22 protein-coding genes are annotated in these 25224 nt (G+C 72.0%); 15 read left to right on the top strand and 7 right to left on the bottom strand.

Annotated elements, in window-relative coordinates; all coding sequences use genetic code 11:
* Nucleotides 1-266: 266 nt before the first annotated feature.
* Both ACIQH8_RS07365 and ACIQH8_RS07370 read right to left on the bottom strand, forming a co-directional pair.
* Complete coding sequence (locus ACIQH8_RS07365) at nt 267-1760, bottom strand: hypothetical protein (protein ID WP_400996583.1); 1494 nt, start codon at nt 1758-1760, stop codon at nt 267-269.
* A gap of 243 nt (nt 1761-2003) precedes the next feature.
* Nucleotides 2004-2444: an Hsp20/alpha crystallin family protein gene (locus ACIQH8_RS07370; RefSeq protein ID WP_400996586.1), complete on the bottom strand. Its 441-nt coding sequence runs from the start codon at nt 2442-2444 to the stop codon at nt 2004-2006.
* Nucleotides 2445-2844: 400 nt separating this feature from the next.
* Between ACIQH8_RS07370 and ACIQH8_RS07375 the strand changes: the two genes are divergently transcribed.
* Nucleotides 2845-4485, top strand: coding sequence for a cytochrome bc complex cytochrome b subunit (locus ACIQH8_RS07375; RefSeq protein ID WP_400996589.1), 1641 nt, complete (start codon nt 2845-2847; stop codon nt 4483-4485).
* A 157-nt stretch (nt 4486-4642) separates the two neighbouring features.
* On the opposite strand, the gene ACIQH8_RS07380 is transcribed toward ACIQH8_RS07375, so the two are convergent.
* The gene (locus ACIQH8_RS07380) at nt 4643-5155 is read right to left on the bottom strand and encodes a methylated-DNA--[protein]-cysteine S-methyltransferase (protein WP_400996592.1); all 513 of its coding nucleotides are present in this window, start codon (nt 5153-5155) and stop codon (nt 4643-4645) included.
* 383 nt (nt 5156-5538) lie between these two features.
* Here ACIQH8_RS07380 and ACIQH8_RS07385 point away from each other — a divergent pair, with 383 nt between their 5' ends.
* From ACIQH8_RS07385 to ACIQH8_RS07395, 3 genes are all read left to right on the top strand, one after another.
* Nucleotides 5539-7581 (top strand): tyrosinase family protein, encoded by a 2043-nt coding sequence (locus tag ACIQH8_RS07385; RefSeq protein WP_400996594.1) that lies wholly within the window; start codon nt 5539-5541, stop codon nt 7579-7581.
* Between the two features lie 3 nt (nt 7582-7584).
* The gene (locus ACIQH8_RS07390; RefSeq protein ID WP_400996597.1) at nt 7585-8451 is read left to right on the top strand and encodes a DUF2182 domain-containing protein; all 867 of its coding nucleotides are present in this window, start codon (nt 7585-7587) and stop codon (nt 8449-8451) included.
* A gap of 505 nt (nt 8452-8956) precedes the next feature.
* Nucleotides 8957-9976 carry a zinc-dependent alcohol dehydrogenase gene (locus tag ACIQH8_RS07395; RefSeq protein ID WP_400996599.1) on the top strand — a complete coding sequence of 340 codons (1020 nt, stop codon included), beginning with the start codon at nt 8957-8959 and terminating at the stop codon, nt 9974-9976.
* A gap of 353 nt (nt 9977-10329) precedes the next feature.
* Here ACIQH8_RS07395 and ACIQH8_RS07400 read toward each other — a convergent pair whose 3' ends face one another.
* Together ACIQH8_RS07400 and ACIQH8_RS07405 are read right to left on the bottom strand one after the other, a co-directional pair.
* A complete protein-coding gene (locus tag ACIQH8_RS07400) occupies nt 10330-11181 on the bottom strand; it encodes an SDR family oxidoreductase (protein ID WP_400996602.1) in 852 nt (283 codons plus the stop codon).
* Entirely contained in the window at nt 11178-11705 is a 528-nt protein-coding gene (locus tag ACIQH8_RS07405; RefSeq protein ID WP_400996605.1) for a hypothetical protein, read from the bottom strand. The genes ACIQH8_RS07400 and ACIQH8_RS07405 overlap by 4 nt, the downstream gene beginning before the upstream one ends.
* Nucleotides 11706-11793: 88 nt before the next feature.
* Here ACIQH8_RS07405 and sigJ point away from each other — a divergent pair, with 88 nt between their 5' ends.
* Nucleotides 11794-12837 (top strand): RNA polymerase sigma factor SigJ, encoded by a 1044-nt coding sequence (sigJ, locus tag ACIQH8_RS07410; protein ID WP_400996607.1) that lies wholly within the window; start codon nt 11794-11796, stop codon nt 12835-12837.
* Between the two features lie 49 nt (nt 12838-12886).
* On the opposite strand, the gene ACIQH8_RS07415 is transcribed toward sigJ, so the two are convergent.
* Both ACIQH8_RS07415 and ACIQH8_RS07420 read right to left on the bottom strand, forming a co-directional pair.
* Entirely contained in the window at nt 12887-13216 is a 330-nt protein-coding gene (locus ACIQH8_RS07415; RefSeq protein WP_400996609.1) for a ribbon-helix-helix protein, CopG family, read from the bottom strand.
* A 303-nt stretch (nt 13217-13519) separates the two neighbouring features.
* Nucleotides 13520-13918 carry a hypothetical protein gene (locus ACIQH8_RS07420; protein WP_400996611.1) on the bottom strand — a complete coding sequence of 133 codons (399 nt, stop codon included), beginning with the start codon at nt 13916-13918 and terminating at the stop codon, nt 13520-13522.
* A gap of 166 nt (nt 13919-14084) precedes the next feature.
* On the opposite strand from ACIQH8_RS07420, the gene ACIQH8_RS07425 reads away from it, so the two are divergent.
* From ACIQH8_RS07425 to ACIQH8_RS07470, 10 genes are all read left to right on the top strand, one after another.
* The gene (locus ACIQH8_RS07425; RefSeq protein ID WP_400996613.1) at nt 14085-14786 is read left to right on the top strand and encodes an O-methyltransferase; all 702 of its coding nucleotides are present in this window, start codon (nt 14085-14087) and stop codon (nt 14784-14786) included.
* Between the two features lie 201 nt (nt 14787-14987).
* Nucleotides 14988-15257: a DUF1876 domain-containing protein gene (locus tag ACIQH8_RS07430; RefSeq protein ID WP_155053136.1), complete on the top strand. Its 270-nt coding sequence runs from the start codon at nt 14988-14990 to the stop codon at nt 15255-15257.
* A 321-nt stretch (nt 15258-15578) separates the two neighbouring features.
* Nucleotides 15579-17978, top strand: a complete 2400-nt coding sequence (gene ppsA / locus ACIQH8_RS07435; protein ID WP_400996615.1) for a phosphoenolpyruvate synthase — start codon at nt 15579-15581, stop codon at nt 17976-17978.
* Between the two features lie 385 nt (nt 17979-18363).
* A complete protein-coding gene (locus ACIQH8_RS07440; protein WP_400996618.1) occupies nt 18364-18864 on the top strand; it encodes a nucleotidyltransferase domain-containing protein in 501 nt (166 codons plus the stop codon).
* Nucleotides 18861-19196 (top strand): DUF86 domain-containing protein, encoded by a 336-nt coding sequence (locus ACIQH8_RS07445; RefSeq protein WP_400996621.1) that lies wholly within the window; start codon nt 18861-18863, stop codon nt 19194-19196. Before ACIQH8_RS07440 ends, ACIQH8_RS07445 begins: the two co-directional genes overlap by 4 nt.
* A 117-nt stretch (nt 19197-19313) precedes the next feature.
* A complete protein-coding gene (locus tag ACIQH8_RS07450; RefSeq protein ID WP_400996624.1) occupies nt 19314-19691 on the top strand; it encodes a YciI family protein in 378 nt (125 codons plus the stop codon).
* Nucleotides 19692-19983: 292 nt separating this feature from the next.
* On the top strand, nt 19984-21381 hold the full coding sequence (locus tag ACIQH8_RS07455; RefSeq protein WP_400996627.1) for a purine-cytosine permease family protein: 1398 nt from the start codon (nt 19984-19986) through the stop codon (nt 21379-21381).
* Nucleotides 21382-21438: 57 nt separating this feature from the next.
* On the top strand, nt 21439-22986 hold the full coding sequence (locus tag ACIQH8_RS07460) for a hydantoinase/oxoprolinase N-terminal domain-containing protein (protein ID WP_400996629.1): 1548 nt from the start codon (nt 21439-21441) through the stop codon (nt 22984-22986).
* Between the two features lie 2 nt (nt 22987-22988).
* A complete protein-coding gene (locus tag ACIQH8_RS07465; protein WP_400996632.1) occupies nt 22989-24098 on the top strand; it encodes a DUF917 domain-containing protein in 1110 nt (369 codons plus the stop codon).
* Nucleotides 24095-25222, top strand: a complete 1128-nt coding sequence (locus ACIQH8_RS07470) for a DUF917 domain-containing protein (RefSeq protein ID WP_400996634.1) — start codon at nt 24095-24097, stop codon at nt 25220-25222. Before ACIQH8_RS07465 ends, ACIQH8_RS07470 begins: the two co-directional genes overlap by 4 nt.
* The last annotated feature ends 2 nt before the right edge of the window (nt 25223-25224 follow it).

Raw genomic sequence — 25224 nt, forward strand, 5'->3', positions numbered from 1 at the left:
CGGGCACGCAGCGCCGACGCCGCGTCGCCTGAGACCGGCCGACACCGGTCGGCACACGGCCGTCGTGCAGCGCGGCGTCGACGCGTTCGGCGGCGGGTGGGACCAGCCGTACTCTGCTTGGCGCATGCCCCGAAGGGAAGGCCGCCTGAAACCCGGTGCTCCCGCTCTTGTCTCACGGCTCGGCCGGACGCGGGCGACACGCTACTCGCGGATCGGCTCGCGCCGCCCGGGTCGAAGGTCCCGGCGCCGAATCGGCCGGGTCCGGCTCACTCCACGCCGAGCGCGCGACGCGCGTGGCGGTACTTCTCGGCGAGGCGCTGCTGCTTGGCGAACTCCAGACGACGAAGCCGCCACGGCGCGGTGTTGTCGTCGATGTCGGCGAGCTTGACGCGCAACGCCACCGGGTGGCGCCGGATGCGCGCGTAGTACTCGTCGGGCGTGACCTCGGGTCGGCGGGTCAGGAGTTCGACGACACCGACGATCTCGATCAGGACGCCGGCCTCGAACAGCTCGCGCGAGGTGAGCGGGGTGTCCTCGAGTACGTCGTGCAGCCACGCCGCCGCCGCGGCGATGGGATCGGTCACCGGATCGAACCGCTCGGCGATGCGGCCCGGATGGTCGATGTAGGGCGTGCCGCTCTTGTCGAGCTGACCGCGATGCGCGGCGAACGCGATGCCCTTCGCGAGTGCGACCTGCGCGACGGCGTCGAGCGGGGAGAGCGCGGCGGGCGCGGGCGACGCGGCGGACGCGGGCGGCGCAGGGGGCGCGGGCGATGCGGCGGGCGCGTGCGGCGCAGGGGGCGCGGGCGGCGCCGTCGCCGACGCCCCGTCCGGCTCCAGCTCCGGCTCCGGCTCGAGCACCGGCGGCATCGCCGCCTCCGGCTCCGGCTCACCGTCCGGGTCGAGCCGGGGCTCGGCCGACGCATCGGCCTCGGCGTTCGGGGTCGGCTCGGCCGGACCGCCCGGCGGAATCGGCTCGAACGTCGCTCGGCGCGGACCAGGCGCCTCGGCTTCCGGATCGTCCTCGTCGGCGGCCGACGCATCATCCGCCCAGACGAGGGTCGAATCGTCCGCGGACGCCTCGTCCGCGTCCGGCCTCCGGGTCGCGTCGGCCGCGACATCCGTCTTCGCGTCGGCCGCGACATCCGTCGTCGTGTCGACCGCGACATCCGTCTTCGCGTCGGCCGAGGCCGCCTCGGGCGCGGCGACCGGCACGATCGCCATCGGGCGCGTCGCCTCGAGCGACGCCTTCCTCGCGGCGGCGACCTCGGCGATCGGGTCGCGACCGTCGAGGGGCCTGACGAAGATGAGCGCGTCCTCGAGTTCGCGCAGTTCGTGCTCGCCGATCTCGAGCATCGAGCGCGAGCCGCTCTTGCGTCGCTGCTCGAACGAGAGCTCGTCGACCTCGATGAAGTGCGAGCCGTCGCGCGAGCTGAAGTACCGGCGGCTCGCGCCGTCGGTGATCGCGACGATGACGGCCTCGTAGTCGCCGCTCGGCTGCAACGAGCTCAGGAAGTACCGGCGCCGGTCGGGGTCCTGGTGGTCGGCGGGATCGAACGCGAGGGTTGCGGCCCGGCGACGCGGACGTCGACCGGGGTGCGCGCTCGCGCGCATGGCCCAGCGGTCGCGCTCGATCGCGCCGTCGTCGACGAACGCCTCACTCCGTCGGCGGCCGCCGGGGCGCCCGTCGCCCGCATCGTCGCCGTCCTCGTCGGGCACGCCGAAGCCGGGCACGGGCTCGTCATCGGCGGGGGCTCTCAACGTGGTGCTCCGAGGGGATCGGGGGCGTCGTGTCGGCGGACGGCGTCGATGCCGCGGGGTGGACCTGGGGATCGGCGTATCCGGTGCGGGGTGGCGCGGGCTCGCGCGTACGCCGATCGTACGGCCTCGCCCGACTCTGCGCTGCCCCTCGCCCGCGATTCGGCGATCTCGATGACACGCGACGCGGGGCGGATGCCGCAGCATCCGCCCCGCGTCGAGATCGCCGGCGCCCGCCGGCGCCCGTCAGCTCCCGCTGGAGGTGACCTCGGGCGTCACGACGTCGTCGGCCGCGGAGCGCACCTCGACCTTGCGCGGCTTCGCGCGCTCGGACACCGGGATGATCACGCTCAGCACGCCGTTGTCGTAGTGCGCGCTGATGCCGGCGGTGTCGATGCCCTCGCCGAGCGTGAGCTGGCGGAGGAACGAGCCGCTCGGCCGCTCGTGGACCAGCCACCGGACGTTCTCGTCGTCGCGCAGCGTGCGCTCGGCGCGGATGGTCATCAGCTGGCCGTCGACGTCGATGTCGATCGAGCCCGGGTCGACCCCGGGCAGGTCGGCGGACAGGACGTAGTGGTCGCCGTCGCGGTGCAGGTCGATGGGCATCATCCGGGGGCCTCGGCTCGAGTCGAGCACGTTCGCCGCCAGGCGGTCGAGGTCGCGGAACGGGTCCCAGGTCATTGCCATGAGCGTCTCCTCTCGTGAGATCAGGAGTTGAGTCACCTCGACTCAACTTGATCAGAGATTAGCACTCGCATGACGAGAGTGCTAAGACCTTGGACCTGTCGTTCGCCGAGGGCGATCACCGAGCCGGTGGCGCTCCGCGCTCGCGCGAGTTCGCAGGATGAGCCGATCCATGGGTCCCGCACGGGGTGCATGACACCGCTCATCCTGTTTTCGCGTTGTGCGCGGGCGCGCCGTCGCGCGCGCCCGGTGCGAGTTCGCAGGATGAGCCACTCGACAGGTGCCCCAGCAGACCGATGACGCAGCTCATCCTGCGAACTCGGCCCCTCCGGCGGCCGAGCGGATGTCACACCCGGCAGAGCTGCGGGGTCGTATGTGTGAAGCCACTCACGAGGAGGCATCCATGCGCACCACCCCGGCACCGAGCGCCGACCTCTCCACCCGCGACCGAAACCGCCCCTCCCTCACCGACCGGCTCGGCGAGCGGATGTCACGGGCCACCGTGTTCGGGCGGCGGCTCGGCGACATCCGCGCCGACCTCGCCCGACGACCCGTGCCGCAACACTGGACGAACCTGTTCGGCGTGGTGAGCCTCGCCTGCATCGTGGTGCTGACCGCCACCGGCATCCTGCTCATGTTCTGGTACACGCCGTCGAGCGCGACGACCACGTACGACGGCGCGTACGCGCCGCTGCGCGGCGCCGAGGTCTCGCACGCGTTCGCGTCGACCATGCGGATCACGTTCGAGATCCCGGGCGGACTGCTCGTTCGGCAGGCGCACCACTGGGCCGGCCTGCTGCTGCCGGCGGCGATCATCATGCAGCTCCTGACGACGTTCTTCACCGGGGCGTTCCGCAGGCCGCGGCGCGGCATGTGGGTGCTGCTGTTCCTCATCTTCGTGGCGGCGCTGGCGGGCGGATGGAGCGGCTACGCGCTGCCCGACGACCTGCTCTCGGGCACCGGGCTGCGCATCACCGAGGGCATCGCGCTCGGCATCCCGGTCGTGGGCACGTGGCTCGCATCGCTGCTCTTCGGCGGCTCGTTCCCGGGCGAGATCATCGCGCACCTGTACCCGCTGCACGTCGCGATCGTGCCGGCGGTGCTGATCGCGCTCGTCGCGCTGCGCGCGCTCGCCGCGTGGCGGGTCGGCCCCGTGCAGTCCCCGGGCGCCGGGCGGACCGGCCGAAACGTGGTCGGCGTGCCGCTCTGGCCGAACGCGGCCGCACGCGCCGGCGGGCTGTTCGCGCTCGTCACGGGCGTGCTGCTCGTCATCTCGGCGACGGTCACCGTCAATCCCATCCAGCTCTACGGCCCGGCGTCGCCGGGCGACGCGGGCGCGGGGAGCCAACCCGACTGGTACACCGGGTTCCTCGACGGGGCGCTGCGGCTCGTGCCATCCGGATGGGAGTTCGTGCTCTTCGACCGCACCTGGACGCTCGCCGTGCTCGCGCCGCTCGCGGTGGTCACGCTCTTCCTCCTCGCGATCGCCGTGTACCCGTTCGCGGAGGCGTGGGCCACAGGCGACATCCGCGAGCACCACCTGCTCGAGCGCCCGCGCACCACCCCCACGCGCACGGGCATCGGCGTCGCCGCGATCGTGTTCTACGGCACGCTCTGGGCGGCCGGCAGCGCCGACCTCGTCGCGACGCAGTTCTCGGTCACCTTCGAGGGCGTGATCGCGGTGCTGCAGGCGACGCTGGTGCTCGGCCCGATCGTCGCGTTCGCGATCGCGCGACGCGTCTGCCTCGGGCTGCAGCGTCGCGACCGCGATGCAGCGCTGCACGGATACGAGACCGGACGCCTCGTGCGCCTGCCCGGCGGCGAATACGTCGAGGTGCACGCGCCGCTCCCCGCCGAGGCGCTGGCGCGCATCGAGCGACCCGAGCCGCGGTTCCTGCTCGTGCTGCACCCGGACGAGCGTGGACGCCTCACCCTCGCCCGGCGACTGCAGGTGCGCCTGTCGCGCTGGTACCTCGCCGACAGCATCGACTCGGAGACGGGCGCGCGGATGGTGCCGGTGGGCGAGGTCGCCCGGCGGCCGTGACCGGCCTGGCGACATCGACTGCTTCCCGCCGCGACGAGCGAATTCGCAGGACCACACGGGCCACGGGTCCCCTGCAGCGGGCATGAACCGGCTCATCCTGCTTTGGCACACCGACGCCGACCGCGGCCGCACGCCCGCCGAGCCGAGCCGCCGCGCATCAGAACAGGCGCCGCTGCGCGACGACGTCGGCCCCCTCGAGCTCGAGCAGCCACCGCTTGCGGTCGAGGCCGCCCGCGTACCCGGTGAGCGATCCGTCGGCACCGACCACGCGGTGGCACGGCACGAGAATGCTGATCGGGTTCCGCCCCACCGCCCCGCCGACGCGCCGCGCCAGGTTGCGGTCGCCGAGGCGCAGCGCGAGCTCGCCGTAGGTCGCGGTCGATCCGTACGGGATCTCGCGCAGCATCCCCCACACCGCGTGTTGGAAGTCGTCACCGGTCGGCGTGAGGGGCAGGTCGAAGCGGATGCGGCGTCCCGCGAGGTACTCGTCGAGCTCCGCGCCGAGCCGGGCGAACAGCTCGTCCCCGCGCGCGTCCACCTCGGTGCCGAGCGAGTCGGCGGCGGGCGGATGCCAGTGGCCCGGGAAGTACAGCCCCATCAGGCCGTCGGCGTCGCTGACCACGAGCAGGTCGCCGAGCGACGTGCGGAGCGTGGCGTGACGTCGGGGCATGCGTCGATTCTCGCGCTTCGGAGCATCCGCCGCGCGGCATCCGTCAGCGGGAATCGGACCTGACCGTGGTGCGCGCCGGCCCTGCGCACAGCCGCTCGAGCCCGCACCCAGCCCGACCACCACCGAACCGCGCACCGAATTCGCAGGATCATCCGACCGATGCGCCCCGCACCGCCGCCATCGCCCGGCTCATCGGTCGGATGGTCCTGCGAACTCGCAGCGCCCTGCGCCCGCCCTGCCCCCGCCCACCCGCCAGCGACGCCGACCTCCGGGTCACCCCGGACCCCGCCGCCCCCACGCCGGAGTAACCTGCACCCGATCGGAGCGCGCCGCGGCGCGCCGGGCGCCGCGGCCGCCTCCGCATGAGGGAACGGGGGCCCATCATGCTGACTTCACGACTCTTCGCGGGCGACGACCTGCTCGAGCGCATCGCGAGCGGCGCGCCCGACCGGATCTCGCAGACGCAGAACCGGTTCCATCCGGCAGTCGGCACGGTGCAACAGGCCCTGCTCCTGTGGGAGCCCGACGTGCTGCCGCTGAATGGCGCCGACGGCGAGTACGGCGGCGAGACCGAAGCGGCGGTGGTGCGCTTCAAGATCGAGGAGCTCGGGGTGGCGAATCCGTTCCCAGACGTCGGCCCGCTCACGGTGCAGCGCCTCGACGAGATCGCCGCGGCGGCCGAGCAGCCGTCGCCCGCGCCGGTGCGGGTGCGGCACGACATCTGGGCGCTGCAGCCGACGGCGGATGCCGCGTGGCATCCGTTCGTCGATGCGTACGAGCGTGCGGTCGCCGCCCTGCGCGACCCGGCGCAGGCGGCGCCCGCGCGCTGGGACTACCAGGCGGCGCTGCACGGCACGCCGTTCGCGACCGGCGACCCGCTGCTCGCGAACTGCCAGCACGGCACGTGGTACTTCCTGCCGTGGCATCGCATCTACCTGGCGCACTTCGAGCGGATCCTGATCGATGTGATCGCGGGCATGCCCGAGGTAGACGACGACACGAAGGCGACGTGGGCGCTGCCGTACTGGAACTACCACCGGCCGGCGACGGCGTTCCTGCCGCATCCGTTCCGGACGCCGCTCCGCCCGGACGGCGCGCCGAATGCGCTGTTCGACCCGGCGCGCACGCTCGTCGACACGCTGATCGACCCGGCGATGCTCGACACGTCCGGATGGCTCGACCGCACCCTGCCCTTCAGCGGCCCGTTCAGCCAGGCCACGAACACGACGTTCGGCGGCGAGCGCACGCCGGCGACCCACCGGGCGGCCGGTGGTACCGGCCAGCTCGAGCGCTCGCCCCACAACGCGGTGCACAACGCCGTCGGCGGCAACATGCTGAACCCCGCGGTCGCGGGTCGCGACCCGGTCTTCTGGCTGCACCACGCCAACATCGACCGCCTCTGGGAGGTGTGGCGCGTCACGCAGGGCGTCGGCCGCGATGAGCCGCGGGCCGCGTACCTCGACGAGCCGTTCCCGTTCCTCGAGCTGGACGGCGCGGTCGAGCCGTGGCATCCGGCCGACGTGGCGGACACCGCGCCGCTCGGGTACGAGTACGACGACCTGTCGAAGCCCGCGCCCGTGTTCGTGCTGGGCGTGCTGCAGCCCGAGTGGGTGGATGCGCTGGCCGGCGTGTTCGCGCCGGTGCCGGTGCCGGTCGGGCCCGGAGGGGCGCCGGTGCCGCCGGGGCCGGTCGGGCCCGGTGGCGGCGGCTTCGGCGTCGCACCCGAGGTCGAGGGCGGGGCGGATGCCGCGGCGCGGCGTCGCGCGCCCGATGCGGGTGGGCCCGGGGCGGGTGGGCCCGGGGCGGGTGGGCCCGGGGCGGGACGTCGTGCGCCCGGGGCGGGTGGACCCGCGGCGGGTGGGCCCGCGGAGCCGCCGACCGGCACGCCCGCCGCGCCGGCGCCCGAGCCGGCGCCGCGCCGCCTCGAGCGCATCGGCGCGCTCGATCGCACCCTGCGCCTGAGCGGCGGCGAGTCGCCGACACTGGAGCTTCCGCTCGACGCTCCCCCGCCGCCGGTGGAGCGCGCGCCCGCGGACCGCGGCCCGTTCGGCCTCGACGCAGACGATGCGGCGGCCGGCGCCGCGGAGCCGCCGACGCGGTACTTCATCCGCGTCGAGCACGTGTCGGTCACGCGGAACTCCGACCGGATCTACTCGCTCTACCTCGACCCCGACGGCGACGACCCCGAGGCCGCGAGGTTCGTCGCGACGCTGCCGACGTTCGGCGCCGAGCGGGCCGACGAGCCCGATTCCCAGCACGGCCTCTCGTTCACGTTCGAGATCACGGAGATCGTCGAGGACCTCATCGCGGCGGGCACCTGGAACCCCTCGGTCGCGCGCGTCACGCTCCGCCTCGGCGGCGAGGCCTCCGACCGGTCGCCCGACCCGGAGCTCTCCATCGGCAGCATCGACGTCTTCGCGGGGTGACGGATGTCGCGTCCTGACGTGGTGACGATCGCCGCCTCGACCCGGGTCGGCGCGGGCCTGCGCGGACTGCGGCGGGACGAGCTCGCCGTGCTCGGCGTCGCCGCGGCGGCGTGGATCGGGTGGTTCGCCATCGCGGTCGCGGCGGGTGCGGCATCCGGTTCGGGCGGGACGTCGGCTCACCGGCATCTGCTGCTCGGACTCGGCTCACAGGCCGGAACCCGGCCGCCCGGCGGCGAGACCTCGATCATCGCCGGCGCGGAGGCCGGGTCGCCGGCGCTCGCGGCCGCAGACCCGGCGGGCCTCTCGATGATCGCTCCGACCCTCGCGATGTGGGCCCTGATGGTCGCGGCGATGATGCTCCCGACCGTGCTGCCGCTCGTGCGGTACGTCGCCGACGTGAGCCGACCCGCCCGGCGTGCGTCGATGGTCGCGACGTTCGTCGGCGCGTACCTGGCGGCGTGGTGCGCCGTGGGCGCGGCCGTCGTCGCGGCCGAGTTCACGGCCACCACCGCGTTCGGGCCCGTGCCGAGGGCCGCGCTCGTCGTCATGATCGTCGCGGCCGCGCTGTGGGAACTCACGCCGGCCAAGCGCCACGCGCTCGCGCGCTGCTGCCGAACGGCGCCGATCCGGCTGCGAGGTGCGGCGGCGTACGGCTCGTCCGCCGCACTCGGGCTTCGCCATGCCGTCGTGTGCGTGATCGCATGCGGCCCGGCCATGGCGGTCCTGGCACTGGCGGGACATCCGCTCGTCGCCACGGTCGTCGTCGCCGCGCTGCTCACCGGCGAGAAGCTCTGGCGCCGCGGAGTGCAGCTTCGGGCCTGGGCCAGTGCGGCCGGGCTGCTGCTGGCGTCGGCGGCGGTGGTCGCGTGATCTCGCGACGTGCGCCACGGAAGCCGCGGCATCCGCTCGCCATGACCGCCGTATCACCGGCCGCCGGACAGCTCACGCTCGCCGCTTCGAGGAAGTGAGGTACGCAGGACGAGACGAGTGATGCGGCTCCAGCGGCGGGCGACGCGCAGCACATCCTGCAGACTCGCCCCGCGGCTCCCCACGGCTCGCGCGGCGTGCCGCGGCTCGCGCGGCTCCCCGCGGCTCGCGCGGCTCCCCGCGCGAGCCCCTGCGACCGTCACGCATCGGAATGCGGTGGAAAGGTGAACGCGGAATACCTTTCCACCCGGTTCGAGAGCGTGACCATCGCGAGACCGGGACGCGATGGGGGTGCCGCACCCACCGCGAGCCGCGCCATCCGCCCCCGACTCGTCGACAGCGAGGGACCAAGTCCCCGCGAGCACCCGCCCCGGCCGCGCAGACTCGGAGGCGGGGCCGCCGCGGCGAAGCCGGGCTCCCGATCCCACCGATCCACAGGAGGAACATCATGCGTGCAGCCGTCGTGACGGCGTTCGACCGGCCCGTCGACCTCGAGGACCGGCCGATCCCGGAACCGGGCGCCGGTCAGGTGCTCGTCCGACTCGAGACGTGCGGGCTCTGCCACACCGACATCCACGCGATGCGGGGCGACTGGCCGGTCAAGCCCGGTCTGCCGTTCGTGCCGGGGCACGAGGGCGTCGGCATCGTCGAGAAGGTCGGCGAGGGCGTCACGTCGCGTTCGGTCGGCGAGCGCGTCGCGATGCCGTGGCTCGGGCACGCGTGCGGCGAATGCCGCTTCTGCGTGTCGGGGCGCGAGAACCTCTGCGAGGCCCAGCAGAACACCGGGTACTCGATCGACGGCGGGTACGCCGAGTACGCCGTCGCCGATGCGCGCTTCGCGGCTCCGGTGCCCGAGGGCGTGTCGGCACTGGATGCCGCGCCGCTGACCTGCGCGGGCGTCACGACGTACGCGGCCGTGAAGAACGCCCGGCTGGTGCCGGGTGAGCGCGTGGCGGTGTTCGGCGTCGGCGGGCTCGGCCACCTCGCGGTGCAGTACGCACGGCTCGTCGGAGCCGAGGTGATCGCGGTCGACATCACCACGGAGAAGCTCGACCTCGCCCGCGAGCTCGGCGCCGACCACACCGTCGACGCATCGAAGGTCGACCCGGTCGCGGCGATCGCCGAGGTCGGTGGGGCGGATGTCGCGATCGTGCTCGCCGTCGCGCCCCAGGTGTTCGACCAGGCGTTCGCGTCGCTGAACCGCGGCGGGCGGATGGTGCTCGTCTCGCTGCCGGCCGAAGGCACGTTGACGGTGCCGATCTTCGACACGGTGCTGAAGGGCATCTCGATCATCGGCTCGATCGTGGGCACCCGGCAGGACCTCGCCGAGGTGTTCGCGCTGCACGCGCTCGGGCGCACCCGGGTGGTCGCGGTGCCGCGCGACCTGGGCGACGTGAACTCCGCCGTCGACGAGGTGCTGCACGGCGACGTGCCGGCGCGGCTGGTGTTCGAGTACGGCGCGAGCTGACCCGCTGCGCGCCGGGCCGTCTGCCGCGGCGCCCGGGGCGGTGCGTTCGCCGCCGCCCGTCCGCCGGACCGCGCAGTTCGCAGGATGAGACGTGCGATGACCTCCCGTGAAGCGGGATGACGGGGCTCATCCTGCGAACTCGCACCATCACGCCCCGCCGGGCGCACCGCTTGGGCCCGCCGGGCCGATCGGTTCGTAGGACGAGCGGTGCCATGGGTCTCGCTGGTGACCTCTGACGCAGCACATCCTGCGTATTCCGGAACCCCGACAGCGGTAGATCGTTGAGTTCGCAGGGTGAGCCGTTCCACGGCCTCGCCCGGACCCGGGGTGACGCGGCTCATCCTGCATACTCGCTACCGCCCGGCCGCGCGCCCGCCGTCGCGCTGCGTCGGCGCCGGACCCCGAGCGGATGCCGGGGCATCCGCTCGCGCCCCGACCGGCGTGTGGTCGGGCGACGCCAGCCACTCGTCGAACGCGATCGTGGCGCGGTCGGCGTCCGCGCCGCCGCGGAGCACTCCCGACGCCGACGCGCGCCCGTACGCCCCGGGCAGCGGGAACTCGACGACCGTACGGCGCACGCCGTCGCGGGCGAACATGCGTCGCACCATCTCGACGAGCCGCTCCTCGCGCGGGCCGGTCAGATCGCGCGCGCGACCGACTGCGCCACCCTCGGCGAGCTCGACGAGCCGTGCCCCGACCTCGCGCGCCGCGACCGGCCGGTACCGCCCGACCGGAATCGGGGTGATCAGGCGACCGAGCGAGAGCCGCGCCGTCACCTGCTCGGCGAACTCGTGGAACTGCGTCGCGCGCAGGATCGTGTACGGCACCGGGCCGGCCTCGACGAGGCGCTCCTGCGCGTGCTTGCCGGCGAAGTACGACGCGTCGACGCCGTCGATGCCGACGATCGACAGTGCGACGTGATGGCGCACGCCGGCGTCGCGCTCGGCGGCGAGCAGGTGCTCGGTGACCGCGGTGAAGAAGGCGCGCGACCGCTTCGCCGCGGTGGTCTGCACGCTCGTCACGTCGATCACGGCGTCGATGCCGTCGAGCGCGGACGCCAGCGTCGCACCCACGGGTCCGGTGCCGCGCTCGAGGTCGAAGCCGACGCCGCGGGTAAGCGACAGGATGTCGTGCCCGCGGGCTTCCGCGGCGGCGACGGTATGGCGTCCGACGACGCCGGTCGCTCCGGCGATGGCGATCCTCATCGGGCCACCTCCGTTGTGGTGCCGGCGGTTCGGCCCGAGGGCGGGGCGGATGCCGCGGGGCCCGAGTCTCGGGCGTGCGGCGCACGGCCCGCGGCATCCGCTCCGGTCGCGGCATCCGCTCGGCCCTGATCGCGCCCCGGGATCAGCAGGAGGACGCCGAGCGCGAGCGCGAGCGTGAGAGACGCGATCGCGGCGATGTCGTCGGCCGCGCCCTGGTGGCCGAGGTGCGTGACGTGGTATCCGAGGTGCAGCGCGCCGAAGACCGTCCACGCGAGGCCCAGTGTGCGGAACACCGCCCGGCTCCGCCAGACCAGCCCCGCGACGCTCGCGACGCCCAGCCCGAGGTAGAAGGCGCCGACGTCGCGGATGAGGTGCTCGTTGAATGCTCCGTCGGTCGAGATCCAGGTGCCGAGCACGCCGGGGAAGGAGTCGTAGAAGGATCGGGGCGCGAAGAACGCCCAGCCGCCGACGACGAGTGCGATGGCCGCCGATGCTGCGAGCGCGGCCGTGTGGATTCTGCTCATGCACACTCTGACGAAACGGCGCCCCGAAGTGTGACGGCACTCACGATTCGGGCCGCTGTGTCGTCATGCTGGGTGGGAGGGAATGGGAATGACGATGACGGATGACCCGGAGCGCGACGCCCACGGCACCGACGCGCGAGAGGACGACGGCGATGGCGACCCGCGGCGCGACGCCCGCGCCGAGCTCGCCGACGTGATCGACGAGCGACGCCGGCTGCTCGCGCTCGCGTACCGGATGCTCGGCACGACCGGCGAGGCCGAGGATGCGGTACAGGAGACCTACGTGCGCTGGTACCGGATGTCGGATGCCGAGCGCGATGCGATCGCGAACCCCGCGGGCTGGCTGACCCGCGTCGCGGGGCGCGTGTGCCTCGACCTGCTCGGCACCGCGCGAGCGCGGCGCGAGCGGTACGTCGGCCCGTGGCTGCCCGAGCCGCTGCCGGCCGGGTACTTCGCCGCGGGCACCGGCGCGGCCGCGACATCCGCCGCCACCGTGTCGGCCGGCGTCGCCGGCGGGTCGGTCACCGCACAGACGGACGCCGCGACCGACCCGCTCGACCGCGTGACCCTCGACGAGGCGGTGAGCAGCGCGCTGCTCGTGGTGCTCGAGGCGATGACGCCACCCGAGCGGGTGTCGTTCGTGCTGCACGACGTGTTCGCGGTGCCGTTCCCCGAGATCGCCGAGATCGTCGGCCGCTCCCCCGCCGCGGTGCGCCAACTCGCGACCTCGGCCCGGCGCCGCGTGGCCGCCGAACGTTCCCGCCAGGTCTCGCGCGCAGAGCACGATGCCGTGGTCGCCGCGTTCGCCGCCGCCACGCAGGCGGGCGACCTCGCCGCCCTCACCCGCGTGCTCGACCCCGACGTGACGCTCCGCTCCGACGGCGGCGGCCTCGTCTCGGCAGCCCGCAAGCCCGTGTTCGGCGCCGAGAACGTGGCGCGGTTCCTGCTGGGCCTGCTCGCCAAGAACCCGACCGACCGGGTCGAGCCGGCGGCGACGACGGATGGCACGGGCTTCGCGGTTCTCCGCGACAGCGTGGTGATCGGCGTCGTGAACCTGAACGTCGTCGCCGGCCGCGTCGCCGACCTGTGGATCGTGATGAATCCGGAGAAGCTGGGGGCGTGGCGGGTCTGAGCCGAACGGGCGAACCCCGCAAGGCTCACGAGCACAGAACCGTTGTCTGTCAGTGCCGTGCGGGGTGCCGACCGGCCGCCCACTCATCCAAGACTGCCCTGGTCAGTTTCGACACACTGACGCGTGACTCTTCGGCTGCTTCCTCGAGCGCCTCGTAAAGGTCGTCGTGCACGCGAACCGAGAGTCGGCGGGCATGCGTTCCATCGCGGTTGAGCGACTTGCCGCCCGGAAGGAGGTTCGCGCGTCGTACATCCTCGACGATCCTCTCGACACGCTCGTCGGTAAGTGGTTCGCCGCGATAGGAGACCTCCTCGGTCTCTACGAGGTGCACCTCGGGGTCCCGGGGTAGCTCGAAGTGCCGACGACTCGTCGGGCTCATCTGCTCCTCCTGTACCTCGTCGGCATTGCATGGATGATCGTCCAACCCTCGCCGCGATCGTCGGGCACCAAGACCAATTCGAGCTCCACGCCCCGGTCATCCGTTCCGATGATCCGGACTGCATCACCGTCCTCGGCACGGGCCGTCTCGTTCCGAAGCGCCTCGAGCATGTGCCGTACTCCGACCCGATGTCTCCGAGCTGATCTCGCAACCCTCAGCACCGCAGTTCGAGCATGTCAGACATCACCGATAGTACACCGGCACTGTCGAGGCGCAAGCATGCGAGCGGCACCGACCTCGTCATCACGCCCCCACCGCCCGCCGCACCACCACGCGATCGACGAGCCGCTCGACGATCGTGCCCTCGGGCAGCACACCGGCGATCGCCACGAGGTTCCATGCCTGAGCGACCGCGTCGAACTCGCAGGTGCAGCCGAGACTGCGTTTGAAGCGGTGCGTGGCGTCGAGGCAGTCGACGTAGGCCGCGAAGTCGAGGTCGGGCATCGTTCGCACGACCGCGGTCGTGGTGACGCCGTCGCTCGTCATGCCGCGGAACGTGCGGCCGCAGTCGCACGAGCCGTACGGATGTCGCGCGCTGTACGGGCACGCCTCGATCATGTGGACGAGCTCACCCTCGACGCACCGCATGACGTCGGTCGATCTCGTACCCTGGGCTTCGCCGGTCGCGACCAGCACCTTCATCTTCCACTCCGAGCCCGGCACGAGTTCACGAGTAAGTACGCCCCAACGTAGGCGGCGCCTCCGACATCGCGAGTCGAGGCGTCTGCGTCCGAGGCCGTCCACCACCACGCCGACCACGCAGCCGCCACCCGTTGACGCCCCGTCGAACCGCGACGAGGCTGACCCCATGGCCGACCCCACCCTCGCGAACTGGCGCCGCGTCGACGACTACCTGGCAGCGACGCTGCTCGACGACGACCCCGCCCTGACCGCCGCCCGCCGCGACTCGGCCGCCGCGGGCCTGCCCGCGATCGAGGTCACGCCGCTCGCCGGGAGGCTCCTCGAGCTCCTCGCCCGCATGACGGGAGCCCGACGAGTGCTCGAGATCGGCACCCTGGGTGGCTATTCGACGATCCACCTGGCCCGAGGCATCCGCCCCGACGGCCTCGTGGTGACGCTCGAGCTCGAGCAGCGGCACGCCGACGTGGCCCGCGCGAACCTCGAGCGAGCGGATGTCGCGGGCCGCGTCGAGATCATCGTGGGGCGCGCCGCCGACACGCTGCCGCACCTCGCCGAGCGGCTCGCCGAGCACGGACGCGCCGACGCCGCCGCCGACCCCTTCGACCTCGTCTTCATCGACGCCGACAAGGAGTCGAACGCGCTCTACCTCGACTGGGCGATCCGGCTGGGGCGCCCCGGCACGGTCATCGTCGTCGACAACATCGGACGCGCGGGCGAGGTCGCCGATCCGGAGAGCGTCGACCCGATGGTGGTCGGCACGCAGCGCGGCCTCGAACTGCTCGGCAGCGACCCGCGGGTGGATGCCACGGCGCTCCAGACCGTCGGCGCGAAGGGGTGGGACGGGCTCGCGATCGGGCTCGTCCGGTAACGCGCGGCGCGGCGCGGCGCGGCGCGAGTTCGCAGGATGACACGCCCGATCCATCCCCCCCCGCGCCCCCATCGCCCGGCTGATCCTGCGAATTCGACCGAACGAACACCCCGAGGTGGACACCTTGCACGGACTCGACGCCGCCCGCACCGCACCGGCCTACGCTGGCCGTGGAACCGACCGGGAGGGGTGGTGAGTTCCATGACTGCGACGAAGCAGTGGAGCGTCACCGTCGACATCGACGAGCAAGAAGACAGCACCTGGGCGCACGTCAGCCTGCGCACTCCGGCAGGGATGGACGTGACCGGCGACGGCCACGCGCAGCGCAATCCGCTCGATCCGAGCGTGCCCGAGATCGGCGACGAGCTCGCGGTCTCGCGCGCGCTCCGCAACCTCGCCGAGCGCATGCTCCACACCGCGGAGAAGGACATCCGCGGCGCGACCGGCCAGCCGGCGCACCTGCACCGGTAGGTGCGAGCGGTCGACGCCTGCGCCGACTCGGTGGCGATGACGGATGCCGCGGCGCGGCCGGCATCCGCGAACCCGGGTCGCCTCGGGCGTACGCGCGCCGTTGCCCCCGCTCGAACGCAGCCCGTCGTCATACGCACGAAACATTCATCGGTTCTCGACGAGATACGCCGATCAAGGTGCGCATTTCCGCTCGATACGGTTGATTCTCGCGATTCTTTCGCCCTGATTTGGCACGGCCGCGCCCGAGCCGTGAGGCAACCTCGATTCACCGGCATCCACCCGCCGGCCCCGACGCCTCACGACATCGAAAGGGAGTCCACCGTGACCACCAACATCCTCTGGCTCTCCGACCTCGGCCTCGACGACATCGGGAAGGTGGGCGGCAAGAACGCCTCGCTCGGTGAACTCATCCACAACCTCGACGCCGCCGGCGTGAACGTGCCCGAGGGGTTCGCGACCACGGCCGACGCGTTCCGCACGTTCCTCGCCCAGACCGGCCTCGAGGACCGGATCGCCGCGACGCTCCTCGGGCTCGACAGCTCTGACACGCTCGCGCTGGCTCGCGCCGGGCGCATCATCCGCGAGGACATCATCGCGACCCCGCTGCCCGACGACCTCGAGTCCGAGATCCGCGCCGCGTACGCGACCCTCACCGAGGGCGAGGACCCGTCCGACCCGGTCTCGTGGGCCGTGCGCTCGAGCGCGACCGCGGAGGACCTCCCCGACGCATCCTTCGCCGGCCAGCAGGAGACGTTCCTCAACATCCGCGGCATCGACCAGATCCTCCAGGCGGTGCACGAGGTGTTCGCGTCGCTCTACAACGACCGCGCGATCTCGTACCGCGTCCACCACGGCTTCGCCCACCTCGACGTCGCGCTGTCGGTGGGCATCCAGCGGATGGTGCGGAGCGACCTCGCCTCGTCGGGCGTGATGTTCACCATCGACACCGAGTCGGGCTTCTCGAACGCGGTGCTCATCACGTCGGCGTACGGGCTCGGCGAGGGCGTCGTGCAGGGCGCGGTGAACCCCGACGAGTTCGTCGTCTACAAGCCGGCGCTGAACACCGGCCGGCCCGCGATCCTGAAGCGCACGGCGGGCGAGAAGGCGACGAAGATGATCTACACGAAGTCGAAGCATGTCGGCCGCACGGTCGAGTTCGTGCCGGTCACCCCGGTAGAGGCGCGACGCTTCAGCCTGACCGACGCCGAGATCGAGGAACTCGCCCGCTACGCCGTCAGCATCGAGCAGCACTACGGCCGCCCGATGGACATCGAGTGGGCGAAGGACGGCATCGACGGCCGCCTGTACATCGTGCAGGCCCGGCCCGAGACGGTGGTCGCCCGCCGGACCGGCCGCACAGAGCGGTTCGTCCTCGGCGAGCGCGGCACGGTCGTCACCGAGGGGCGCGCGATCGGGCACAAGATCGGCTCCGGCCCGGCGCGCGTGCTCTCGTCGATCGAGGACATGCACGAGTTCAACCCGGGCGACGTGCTCGTGGCCGACATGACCGACCCCGACTGGGAGCCGGTGATGAAGATGGCGTCGGCCATCATCACCAACCGCGGCGGCCGCACCTGTCACGCCGCGATCATCGCGCGCGAGCTCGGCGTGCCCGCCGTCGTCGGTACGGGCGACGCGACATCCGCCCTCGTCGACGGCCAGCAGGTCACCGTCTCGTGCGGTGAGGGCGAGACCGGGTACGTCTACGAGGGCACGCTCGACTACTCGATCGAGTACACCGACCTCGGCGACCTGCCCGAGATCCCGACGTCGGTGATGATGAACGTCGGCACGCCCGAGCAGGCGTTCAACTTCGCGCAGACACCGAACGACGGCATCGGCCTGGCCCGCCTGGAGTTCATCATCAACCGGCAGATCGGCATCCACCCGAAGGCACTGCTCGACGTCGACGACCAGGCTCCCGAGGTGGCGAAGGAGATCCGCGCGCGCATCGCGCCGTACGCCGGCGCGCGCGACTTCTTCGTCAAGCGCGTCGCCGAGGGCGTCTCGACGCTGGCGGCCGCGTTCGCGCCCGGGCCGGTGATCGTGCGGATGTCGGACTTCAAGTCGAACGAGTACGCCAACCTGGTCGGCGGCGACCGCTACGAGCTCGACGAGGAGAACCCGATGCTCGGGTTCCGCGGGGCGTCGCGGTACGTCTCGCCGGGCTTCCGGGAGTGCTTCGACCTCGAGTGCCAGGCGCTGAAGTTCGTGCGCGACGAGATGGGCCTGACCAACGTGAAGATCATGATCCCGTTCGTCCGCACGATCGCGGAGGCCGAGGCCGTCATCGCGGCGCTCGCCGAGAACGGGCTGGTCCGCGGGCAGAACGGCCTGCAGGTCGTGATGATGTGCGAGGTGCCGAGCAACGCCGTGCTCGCGCACGAGTTCCTCAACCACTTCGACGGCTTCTCGATCGGCTCGAACGACCTCACCCAGCTCACGCTCGGCGTCGACCGCGACTCGGCCGAGATGGCCCGCGTCTTCGACGAGCGCGACCCCGCGGTGCTGAAGATGCTGAGCATGGCGATCGAGGCGTGCGTCTCGCGCGGCAAGTACGTCGGCATCTGCGGCCAGGGCCCGAGCGACCACCCCGACTTCGCCGAATGGCTCATGTCGCAGGGCATCTCGTCGATCTCGCTCAACCCCGACACGGTTGTCGAGACCTGGCAGCGGCTCGGCCGGATGGAGGCCGCGAAGCGGGAGGCGGCGCTCGTCTGACGGCTCGGCTGCGCCGGTCTCAGGGCGCAGCGGATGCCACGGGGTCGCGCGGGCGCACGATCGCCCGCGCGGCCCTGCTCGTCCGCGCCGCCTCGTGAGCGGATGCCACGGGTCGCCCGGCAGGGCAGACGCCGGCACGGCGGGCGGCTGCTCGGCGGGCGCCTGCACGCCGGGCGCCGGCACGCCGGGCACCGGCACGGCAGGCGCCGGCGGCGCCCAGGGCTCGGCCGCCGTCAGGCCGCCAACCGTTACCCGGACGACCCCCTCTCCGCAAATGGTGGGAGAAAGGTATCCCCGGGAATACCTTTCTCCCACCTCCCGAGGCGAGACCCTCACATGCCATACATGTACATATTTCTGTACAGCTACGCGATAGAATTGGCCAATGCCATCCGATCCGCTCGATGACCTCTCCGGCAGCCCGGTCATGCCAGTCGCCGAGGCGCGCGCCGGCCTCTCGGGCCTGCTCCGAGAGTTCCGCGCTCGCGGCGCGGAAGCACTCCCGGTCGTGATCGGATCGCATCGAAAGCCCGAAGCGGTGCTGGTGCCGTACGCAGTTCTCGGCACGCTTTCGAACACCCTCGAGCGGACATCAGAGCCCGTGCTCGACCTCCTCCACCGCCGCAAGCCGCTCATCGAGCGACTCGCCCGCGCGAATCGCATCCGCTCCGTGCAGGTGTTCGGCTCGGTGGCGCGCGGCGACGAGACCCCCGAAAGCGACGTCGACCTCCTCGTCGATCCCGACCCCGATGCGTCGCTCTTCGACCTCGCCCAATTCGAGCTCGACCTGGAGTCGCTGCTCGACCGCCCGGTGGTTGTCGTGTCGCGTCGCGCGCTCGACCCGAAACGCGATCGGGCCGTGCTGGCCGAGGCCGTCGACCTGTGAGGCCGGACGTTCGCATCGACCGCTGGCTGGACGACCTCAGCGCGACGCTCGAGACCGCCTCGACGCTGGTCGCCCGCGGGCACAAAGACTTCGTCCGCGACCCCGCGATCCCCCTTGCGTTCGAGGCTCTGTCGAATCGCGTCGGCGACCTCGCGAAGCGCTTGGTCGCCGCGGACCCGTCACGCTTCAGTGACCCTCTCTGGTCGCAGGCCGCACGCAACCGCGACTTCGTGGTCCACCACGACGACCGCGTCGACGCCGACGCGCTCTGGGTCACCGTGTCGCGCAGCTTCCCCGAGCTGGCAGAGCTCGTCGAGCGAATCCGCGGCTGAGAGGCGCGCTGGTCGCGGCATCCGTCATCGAACATCGGCGACCATGTCGATCGACCCGCTCGTCGTTCGACGTCTGAAGTGAGGGCGACCTCCGCCCGCTCACGAGAGGACAGAGCGATGACCCAGTACTTCCTGACCATGCCCCACGACTCGGCGGACGAGCCGACGATGGAGTCGATGCAGGCCATGGACCCGGCCGAGCTCGCGGCCGTGATGGCCGCGGTCGACGAGTTCAACACCGCGCTCGTCGAGTCGGGCGCGTTCCGCTTCGCCGGCGGCCTGCACCCGCCCTCGACCGCGAAGACCGTGGATGCCTCGGGCGCCGAGCCGCGCGTGCTCGACGAGCCGTTCGTCGAGGCGCCGCTGTACGTGGGTGGCTTCTGGGTGATCGAGGCGGCCGACGAGGCGACGGCCGTGGAGTGGGCGACGCGCGCCTCGCGCGCCGTGCAGACGCCGATCGAGGTGCGGGCGCTGCAGGAGGAGCCGGAGGCGTAAGCCGACCACCGCACCGCGACGGGTGCGGTCACGCGTTTCGGTCATGTGCACGACCATGCACATAAGCCGGAACAATGGGCGTCCACCTCCGCGCCGTCGATCCCGACCAAGGCCGGTTCACCTTCGCAGCACCGCTGGAACGGAGCGCTCGCCTACGCGCAGCCCGGCGCGGACAATCGCATGTGCGTTCCGCTGAATCCTCGCCCCGATCAGTGCAGAACGCACATGGTCTCCCGGGCGGGGCGGTGACTACTTTGAGTCCAACCAGTCCCCCAAAACTCGAAGGACGCTCATGTCTCGCATGGTTCACGCTGACGACTTCGCGCTGTCGCGCGTCACTCCCAGCGCGCAGAAGCATTGGTTCGGCATCGCGGTGCAGCGCTTCGGGCAGGTCTCCGCACTCTCGCAGTTCCTGCTCGGTGCCACCCTCGGCTACAGCATGACCTTCGGCGAAGCCGCCCTCGCCCTCCTGCTCGGGTCGATCATCCTCGAGGTGATCATGTGCATCGTCGGCATCATCGGGCAGAAGGAGGGCCTGAACACGGCACTCCTGGCACGCTGGACCGGGTTCGGTGAGGTCGGTGCCTCACTCGTCGGGCTCGCGATCGGCATCAGCCTCATCGGATGGTTCGGCATCCAGTCGGCGATCTCGGCGGAGTCGCTCGACGTGCTCCTCCCAGGTCTCATGCCCCTCTGGGCCTGGAGCCTCCTCTTCGGCCTCGCCGTGACCGCCATCGTGGCGTTCGGCTTCAAGGGCATGCAGTGGCTCGCGAACATCACCGTTCCGCTCTTCCTGATCCTCGTCGGCTGGTCGATCATCAGCGAGCTCGCGAACCACGACCTCGTCGAGCTGATGACCGGCCCAGCCCCCGGCCCGACCATGAGCGTCTGGCAGGGCACCGCCATCGTCGCGGGCGGCCTCATCGTCGGCGCGATCATCACCGCCGACATGACGCGCTTCAACCGGTCGCGGGCGGATGTCGTCAAGCAGACGGTCGTCGGCGTGAGCCTCGGCGAGTTCGTGATCGGCCTGGCCGGCGTCCTGCTCGCCCACGCCGCGGCATCCGGCAACATCGTCGCGATCGTCACCTCGTCGATCGGCTTCGTCGGCCTGATCATCGTGATCACCGGCACGCTGAAGATCAACGACTGGAACCTCTACTCCTCCACGCTCGGTCTCGTGAACTTCATCTCGACGGCGTTCAACCGCAACCTGCACCGCGTGACCACCACGATCGTCCTCGGCGTGGTCGGATCGATCCTGGCCGCCGTCGGCATCCTCGGCCAGTTCACCGGGTTCCTCATCATCCTGGGCGTCGCGTTCCCGCCGATCGCGGGGATCATGGTGGCCGAGTACTTCATCGTGAAGCGCTGGCGCGGCGACCTCGACGCGACCCGCGAGGCGGGCACCCTCCCGGCGTCCGCGCCGCGGATCGTGCCGGCGACGATCATCATCTGGGCGATCTCGGCCCTGGTCGGCTACTTCGTCACCTGGGGCATCCCGCCGGTGCTCTCGCTCATCACCTCGATGGTGCTGTACGTCATCGCCGGCAAGCTCGGCTGGGTCCGTGGCGTCGGATCGGCGCGCACCATCCAGGCCGACCAGTCCGGCACGGCGGAGGGCGACACCGACGCAGCTGACGCCACCGACGCCACCGCGACCGCCTCGTCCACCGCCACCACGCGCTGACCCCGGCGGCACGCTGAACCCGGTCACCCAACCAGACGAAACGGAAGCGACACCATCATGCACATCGGCATCGACGTCGGCGGCACCAACACCGATGCCGTCCTCATGGACGGCACCACCACCCTCGCCGGCGTGAAGCACTCCACCACACCTGATGTCACGACCGGCATCGTCCAGGCGATCGAGGACCTGCGCTCGATGCACCCGTTCGAGGGCGGGCAGATCGACGCGGTGATGATCGGCACGACGCACTTCATCAACGCGCTCGTGGAGGCGAAGCGGCTGGCGCCCACCGCGGCGCTGCGGCTCGGACTGCCCGCGACGAAGGCGCTCCCGCCGCTCGTCGACTGGCCCGAGGCGCTCGCCGAGGCGATCAGCGCGAGGAGCTACCTCGCGCACGGGGGCTACGAATTCGACGGCCGCCCGATCTCGCCCCTCGACCCCGACGAGCTCCGCGCGCACGCCGCCGACATGAGGGCCAACGGCATCCGCTCGGTCGCGATCTCGTCGGTCTTCAGCCCCGTCAACCACGACCTCGAGGTCGAGGCGGGGCGCATCATCGCCGAGGAGCTCGGGCCGAACGTCGCGATCTCGCTGTCGCACGAGATCGGCCGGATCGGCCTGCTCGAGCGCGAGAACGCGACGATCATCAACGCGGCGCTCCGCGAGCTCGCGTCGGAGATCGTCGACGGCCTCACGGCTGCGGTCCGCAAGCAGGGCATCGACGCGCAGATCTTCCTCAGCCAGAACGACGGCACGCTGATGGACGAGGACTACGTTCGCCTCTACCCGGTGGCGACGTTCGCATCGGGACCGACGAACTCGATGCGAGGCGCCGCGATCACGAGCGGACTCGAGACCTGCGCCGTGGTCGATGTCGGCGGCACCACCGCCGACATCGGGCTGCTCATCAACGGGTTCCCCCGCGAGACCGCCAACGAGGTGAAGGTGGCGGGCATCCGCACGAACTTCCGGATGCCCGACGTGCTCTCGATCGGCATCGGCGGCGGCAGCATCGTCGACCCCGAGACCGGCGAGGTCGGGCCCGAGTCGGTCGGCTACCGGCTCACCACCGAGGCCCTGGTCTTCGGCGGCTCCACCCTGACGGCGACCGACATCGCGGTCGCTGCCGGACGCGCCGAGGTCGGCGACCCGTCGAAGGTGGCGCACCTCGACCCCGCGCTCGTCTCGAAGGTGCTCGCGCGCATCGCCGAGCGCGTCGCGGAGGCGGTCGACCGCATGCGCACCTCGCCCGAGCCGATCCCCGTGGTCGCGGTCGGGGGCGGCTCGATCCTCCTGCCCGAACTGCTCCCGATGTTCGGCAAGGTGCATCGGCCCGAGAACTACGCCGTGGCGAACGCGATCGGCGCGTCGATCGCGCAGGTCGGCGGCGAGATCGACAAGGTCTACGCCATCGAGCCGGGCCGACGCGAGGAGGCGATCTCCGAGGTGCGCGCGGAGGCCGTCGACAAGGCCATCGCCGCGGGCGCCGCACCCCGATCGGTCGCGATCGTCGACTTCGACGAGGTGCCGATCCCGTACCTGCCGGGCAACGCCACCCGGATCCGGGTCAAGGCCGTCGGCGACCTCGACATGGCGGTGTGACGATGAGCTGGACGATCACCCCCGACGACATCCACGACCTCGCCCGCGGTGCGGCCGTCCTCGGGACCGGCGGAGGCGGCGACCCCTACATCGGTGCCCTGCTCGCCGCCCAGGCGCTCGCCGAGCACGGCGACGTGACCGTGGCCACGCTCGACGAGGTGCCGGCCGACGCGGTCGTGCTCACGGTCGCGATGATGGGCGCCCCGACCGTCATGGTCGAGAAGCTGCCGAGCCTCGACGAGGTGGTTGCGCCGGTGCACGCACTCGGCACCCACCTCGGCCGGCCTGTGACGCACATCGCGTGCGCCGAGGTCGGCGGTGTGAACTCGACGATCCCGATCGCCGCGGCCGCCGCGCTCGGCCTGCCGCTCATCGACGCCGACGGCATGGGCCGGGCGTTCCCCGAGCTCCAGATGGTGCTGCCCACCCTGTACGGCATCACGGCCTCGCCCCTCGCGTTCGGCGACGAGAAGGGCAACGTGGGCGTGCTGCAGACCGTCGACAACAGCTGGACGGAGCGCATCGCCCGGGTCGCCTGCGTCGAGATGGGCTGCTCGGTGATGATCTCCGGCTTCCCGATGTCAGGAGACCAGGCGCGCGCCGCACTGGTGCCCGGCTCGCTCGCGCACTGCATCGAGATCGGGCGCGGCATCACCGCCGCACGCGCCGAGAAGGCCGACCCCGTCGAGCGCACGGTCGACCTGCTCGGCGGGCGCGAACTGTTCGCCGGCAAGGTCGTCGACGTCGAGCGCGGCACCACGGCCGGCTTCGCGCGCGGTCGGGCCCGTATCGATGGGGCGGATGCCGCGCAGGCGCCGTCCACGATGACCCTGTCGTTCCAGAACGAGCACCTCATCGCCGAGGTCGACGGCCGCACGCTCGTGACCACGCCCGACCTCATCATCGTGCTCGAGCACGACTCGGGCCTGCCGATCACGACCGAGGCCCTCCGGTACGGGCAGCGGGTGCGGGTGATCAGCGCGCCGAGCGACGAGCGCTGGCATTCGCCCGAAGCCCTCGCCCTGGTCGGCCCGGCGTACTTCGGCTACGACCGGCCGGCGCATCGCTTCGACGGCACCGTCGACGCGGACCTGGAGGAGGCGGCGGCATGAGCTGGCAACTGACGGCGGCCGACCTGCCGGATCTCGCGCGCGGCGCGACGCTGCTCGGCACGGGCGGCGGCGGCGACCCGTACATCGGCAAGATGCTCGTCGAGCGCGTGCTGGGCGACGGGTCGATCACGATACTCGACCCCGACGAGCTGGCGGACGACCTCTTCGTCATCCCCACCGCGCAGATGGGGGCGCCGACGGTCATGGTCGAGAAGATCCCGGCCGGAACCGAGCCGACACTGTCGCTGCGCATCCTCGAGGACCACCTCGGCCGGCGAGCGGATGCCACGATGCCCATCGAGTGCGGCGGGATCAACTCGATGATCCCGCTCGTCGTCGCCGCGGAGACCGGCCTGCCGGTCGTCGACGCCGACGGGATGGGCCGGGCGTTCCCGGAGCTCTCGATGGAGACCTTCGCGGTCTACGGCGTGCACGGCTCGCCGCTCGCCCTCGCCGGCGAGCGCGGCGAGCGCGTCATCATCGACACCGGCGACGACGACCGGCAGATGGAGTGGCTGGCCCGGGCCATCACGATCCGGCTCGGCGGCGTGGGGCATATCGCCGAGTACGCGATGACCGGCGCCGACGTGCGACGCACCGCGGTGCCGCGCACGATCTCGATGGCCCTGGCGCTCGGCCGGAGCATCCGCCTCGCCCGCGAGCAGCATCGCTCGCCCTTCGAGGCGATCGCCGAGACGCTGTCGCCGACGCTCTACTCGCACGTCCGCGATCTGTGCGTCGGCAAGGTGACCGACGTCGAGCGACGCACGACCGACGGGTTCGCGAAGGGGCGCGCGGTGATCTCGCCGCTCGACCCCGCCGACGGCGGCACGTTCGAGATCTCGTTCCAGAACGAGAACCTCATCGCGCGTCGCGACGGCGCAGTCGTCGCGATCGTGCCCGACCTCATCTGCGTCGTCGACCACGAATCGGCCGAGCCCATCACGACGGAGGGGCTGCGCTACGGGCAGCGGGTGCGGGTGCTCGGCATCTCGACGCCCGAGATGATGCGCACCCCGGCGGCGCTCGCCGCGTTCGGCCCCACCGCCTTCGGGCTCTCCGAGTCCTTCGTTCCGGTCGAGCACGTTCCGGTCGAACGCTCCGCGGAGGCCGCCCGAGTCTAGGC

The organism is Agromyces sp. GXQ0307, assembly GCF_044769845.1.
Lineage (GTDB): Bacteria > Actinomycetota > Actinomycetes > Actinomycetales > Microbacteriaceae > Agromyces.

Coding starts and splice junctions, on each gene's coding strand:
- ACIQH8_RS07370 (WP_400996586.1), bottom strand. CDS start 2,444: ATGGCAATGACCTGGGACCCGTTCCGCGACCTCGACCGCCTGGCGGCG.
- ACIQH8_RS07375 (WP_400996589.1), top strand. CDS start 2,845: ATGCGCACCACCCCGGCACCGAGCGCCGACCTCTCCACCCGCGACCGA.
- ACIQH8_RS07380 (WP_400996592.1), bottom strand. CDS start 5,155: ATGCCCCGACGTCACGCCACGCTCCGCACGTCGCTCGGCGACCTGCTC.
- ACIQH8_RS07385 (WP_400996594.1), top strand. CDS start 5,539: ATGCTGACTTCACGACTCTTCGCGGGCGACGACCTGCTCGAGCGCATC.
- ACIQH8_RS07390 (WP_400996597.1), top strand. CDS start 7,585: ATGTCGCGTCCTGACGTGGTGACGATCGCCGCCTCGACCCGGGTCGGC.
- ACIQH8_RS07395 (WP_400996599.1), top strand. CDS start 8,957: ATGCGTGCAGCCGTCGTGACGGCGTTCGACCGGCCCGTCGACCTCGAG.
- ACIQH8_RS07400 (WP_400996602.1), bottom strand. CDS start 11,181: ATGAGGATCGCCATCGCCGGAGCGACCGGCGTCGTCGGACGCCATACC.
- ACIQH8_RS07405 (WP_400996605.1), bottom strand. CDS start 11,705: ATGAGCAGAATCCACACGGCCGCGCTCGCAGCATCGGCGGCCATCGCA.
- sigJ (WP_400996607.1), top strand. CDS start 11,794: ATGACGATGACGGATGACCCGGAGCGCGACGCCCACGGCACCGACGCG.
- ACIQH8_RS07415 (WP_400996609.1), bottom strand. CDS start 13,216: ATGAGCCCGACGAGTCGTCGGCACTTCGAGCTACCCCGGGACCCCGAG.
- ACIQH8_RS07420 (WP_400996611.1), bottom strand. CDS start 13,918: ATGAAGGTGCTGGTCGCGACCGGCGAAGCCCAGGGTACGAGATCGACC.
- ACIQH8_RS07425 (WP_400996613.1), top strand. CDS start 14,085: ATGGCCGACCCCACCCTCGCGAACTGGCGCCGCGTCGACGACTACCTG.
- ACIQH8_RS07430 (WP_155053136.1), top strand. CDS start 14,988: ATGACTGCGACGAAGCAGTGGAGCGTCACCGTCGACATCGACGAGCAA.
- ACIQH8_RS07440 (WP_400996618.1), top strand. CDS start 18,364: ATGCCATCCGATCCGCTCGATGACCTCTCCGGCAGCCCGGTCATGCCA.
- ACIQH8_RS07450 (WP_400996624.1), top strand. CDS start 19,314: ATGACCCAGTACTTCCTGACCATGCCCCACGACTCGGCGGACGAGCCG.
- ACIQH8_RS07455 (WP_400996627.1), top strand. CDS start 19,984: ATGTCTCGCATGGTTCACGCTGACGACTTCGCGCTGTCGCGCGTCACT.
- ACIQH8_RS07460 (WP_400996629.1), top strand. CDS start 21,439: ATGCACATCGGCATCGACGTCGGCGGCACCAACACCGATGCCGTCCTC.
- ACIQH8_RS07465 (WP_400996632.1), top strand. CDS start 22,989: ATGAGCTGGACGATCACCCCCGACGACATCCACGACCTCGCCCGCGGT.
- ACIQH8_RS07470 (WP_400996634.1), top strand. CDS start 24,095: ATGAGCTGGCAACTGACGGCGGCCGACCTGCCGGATCTCGCGCGCGGC.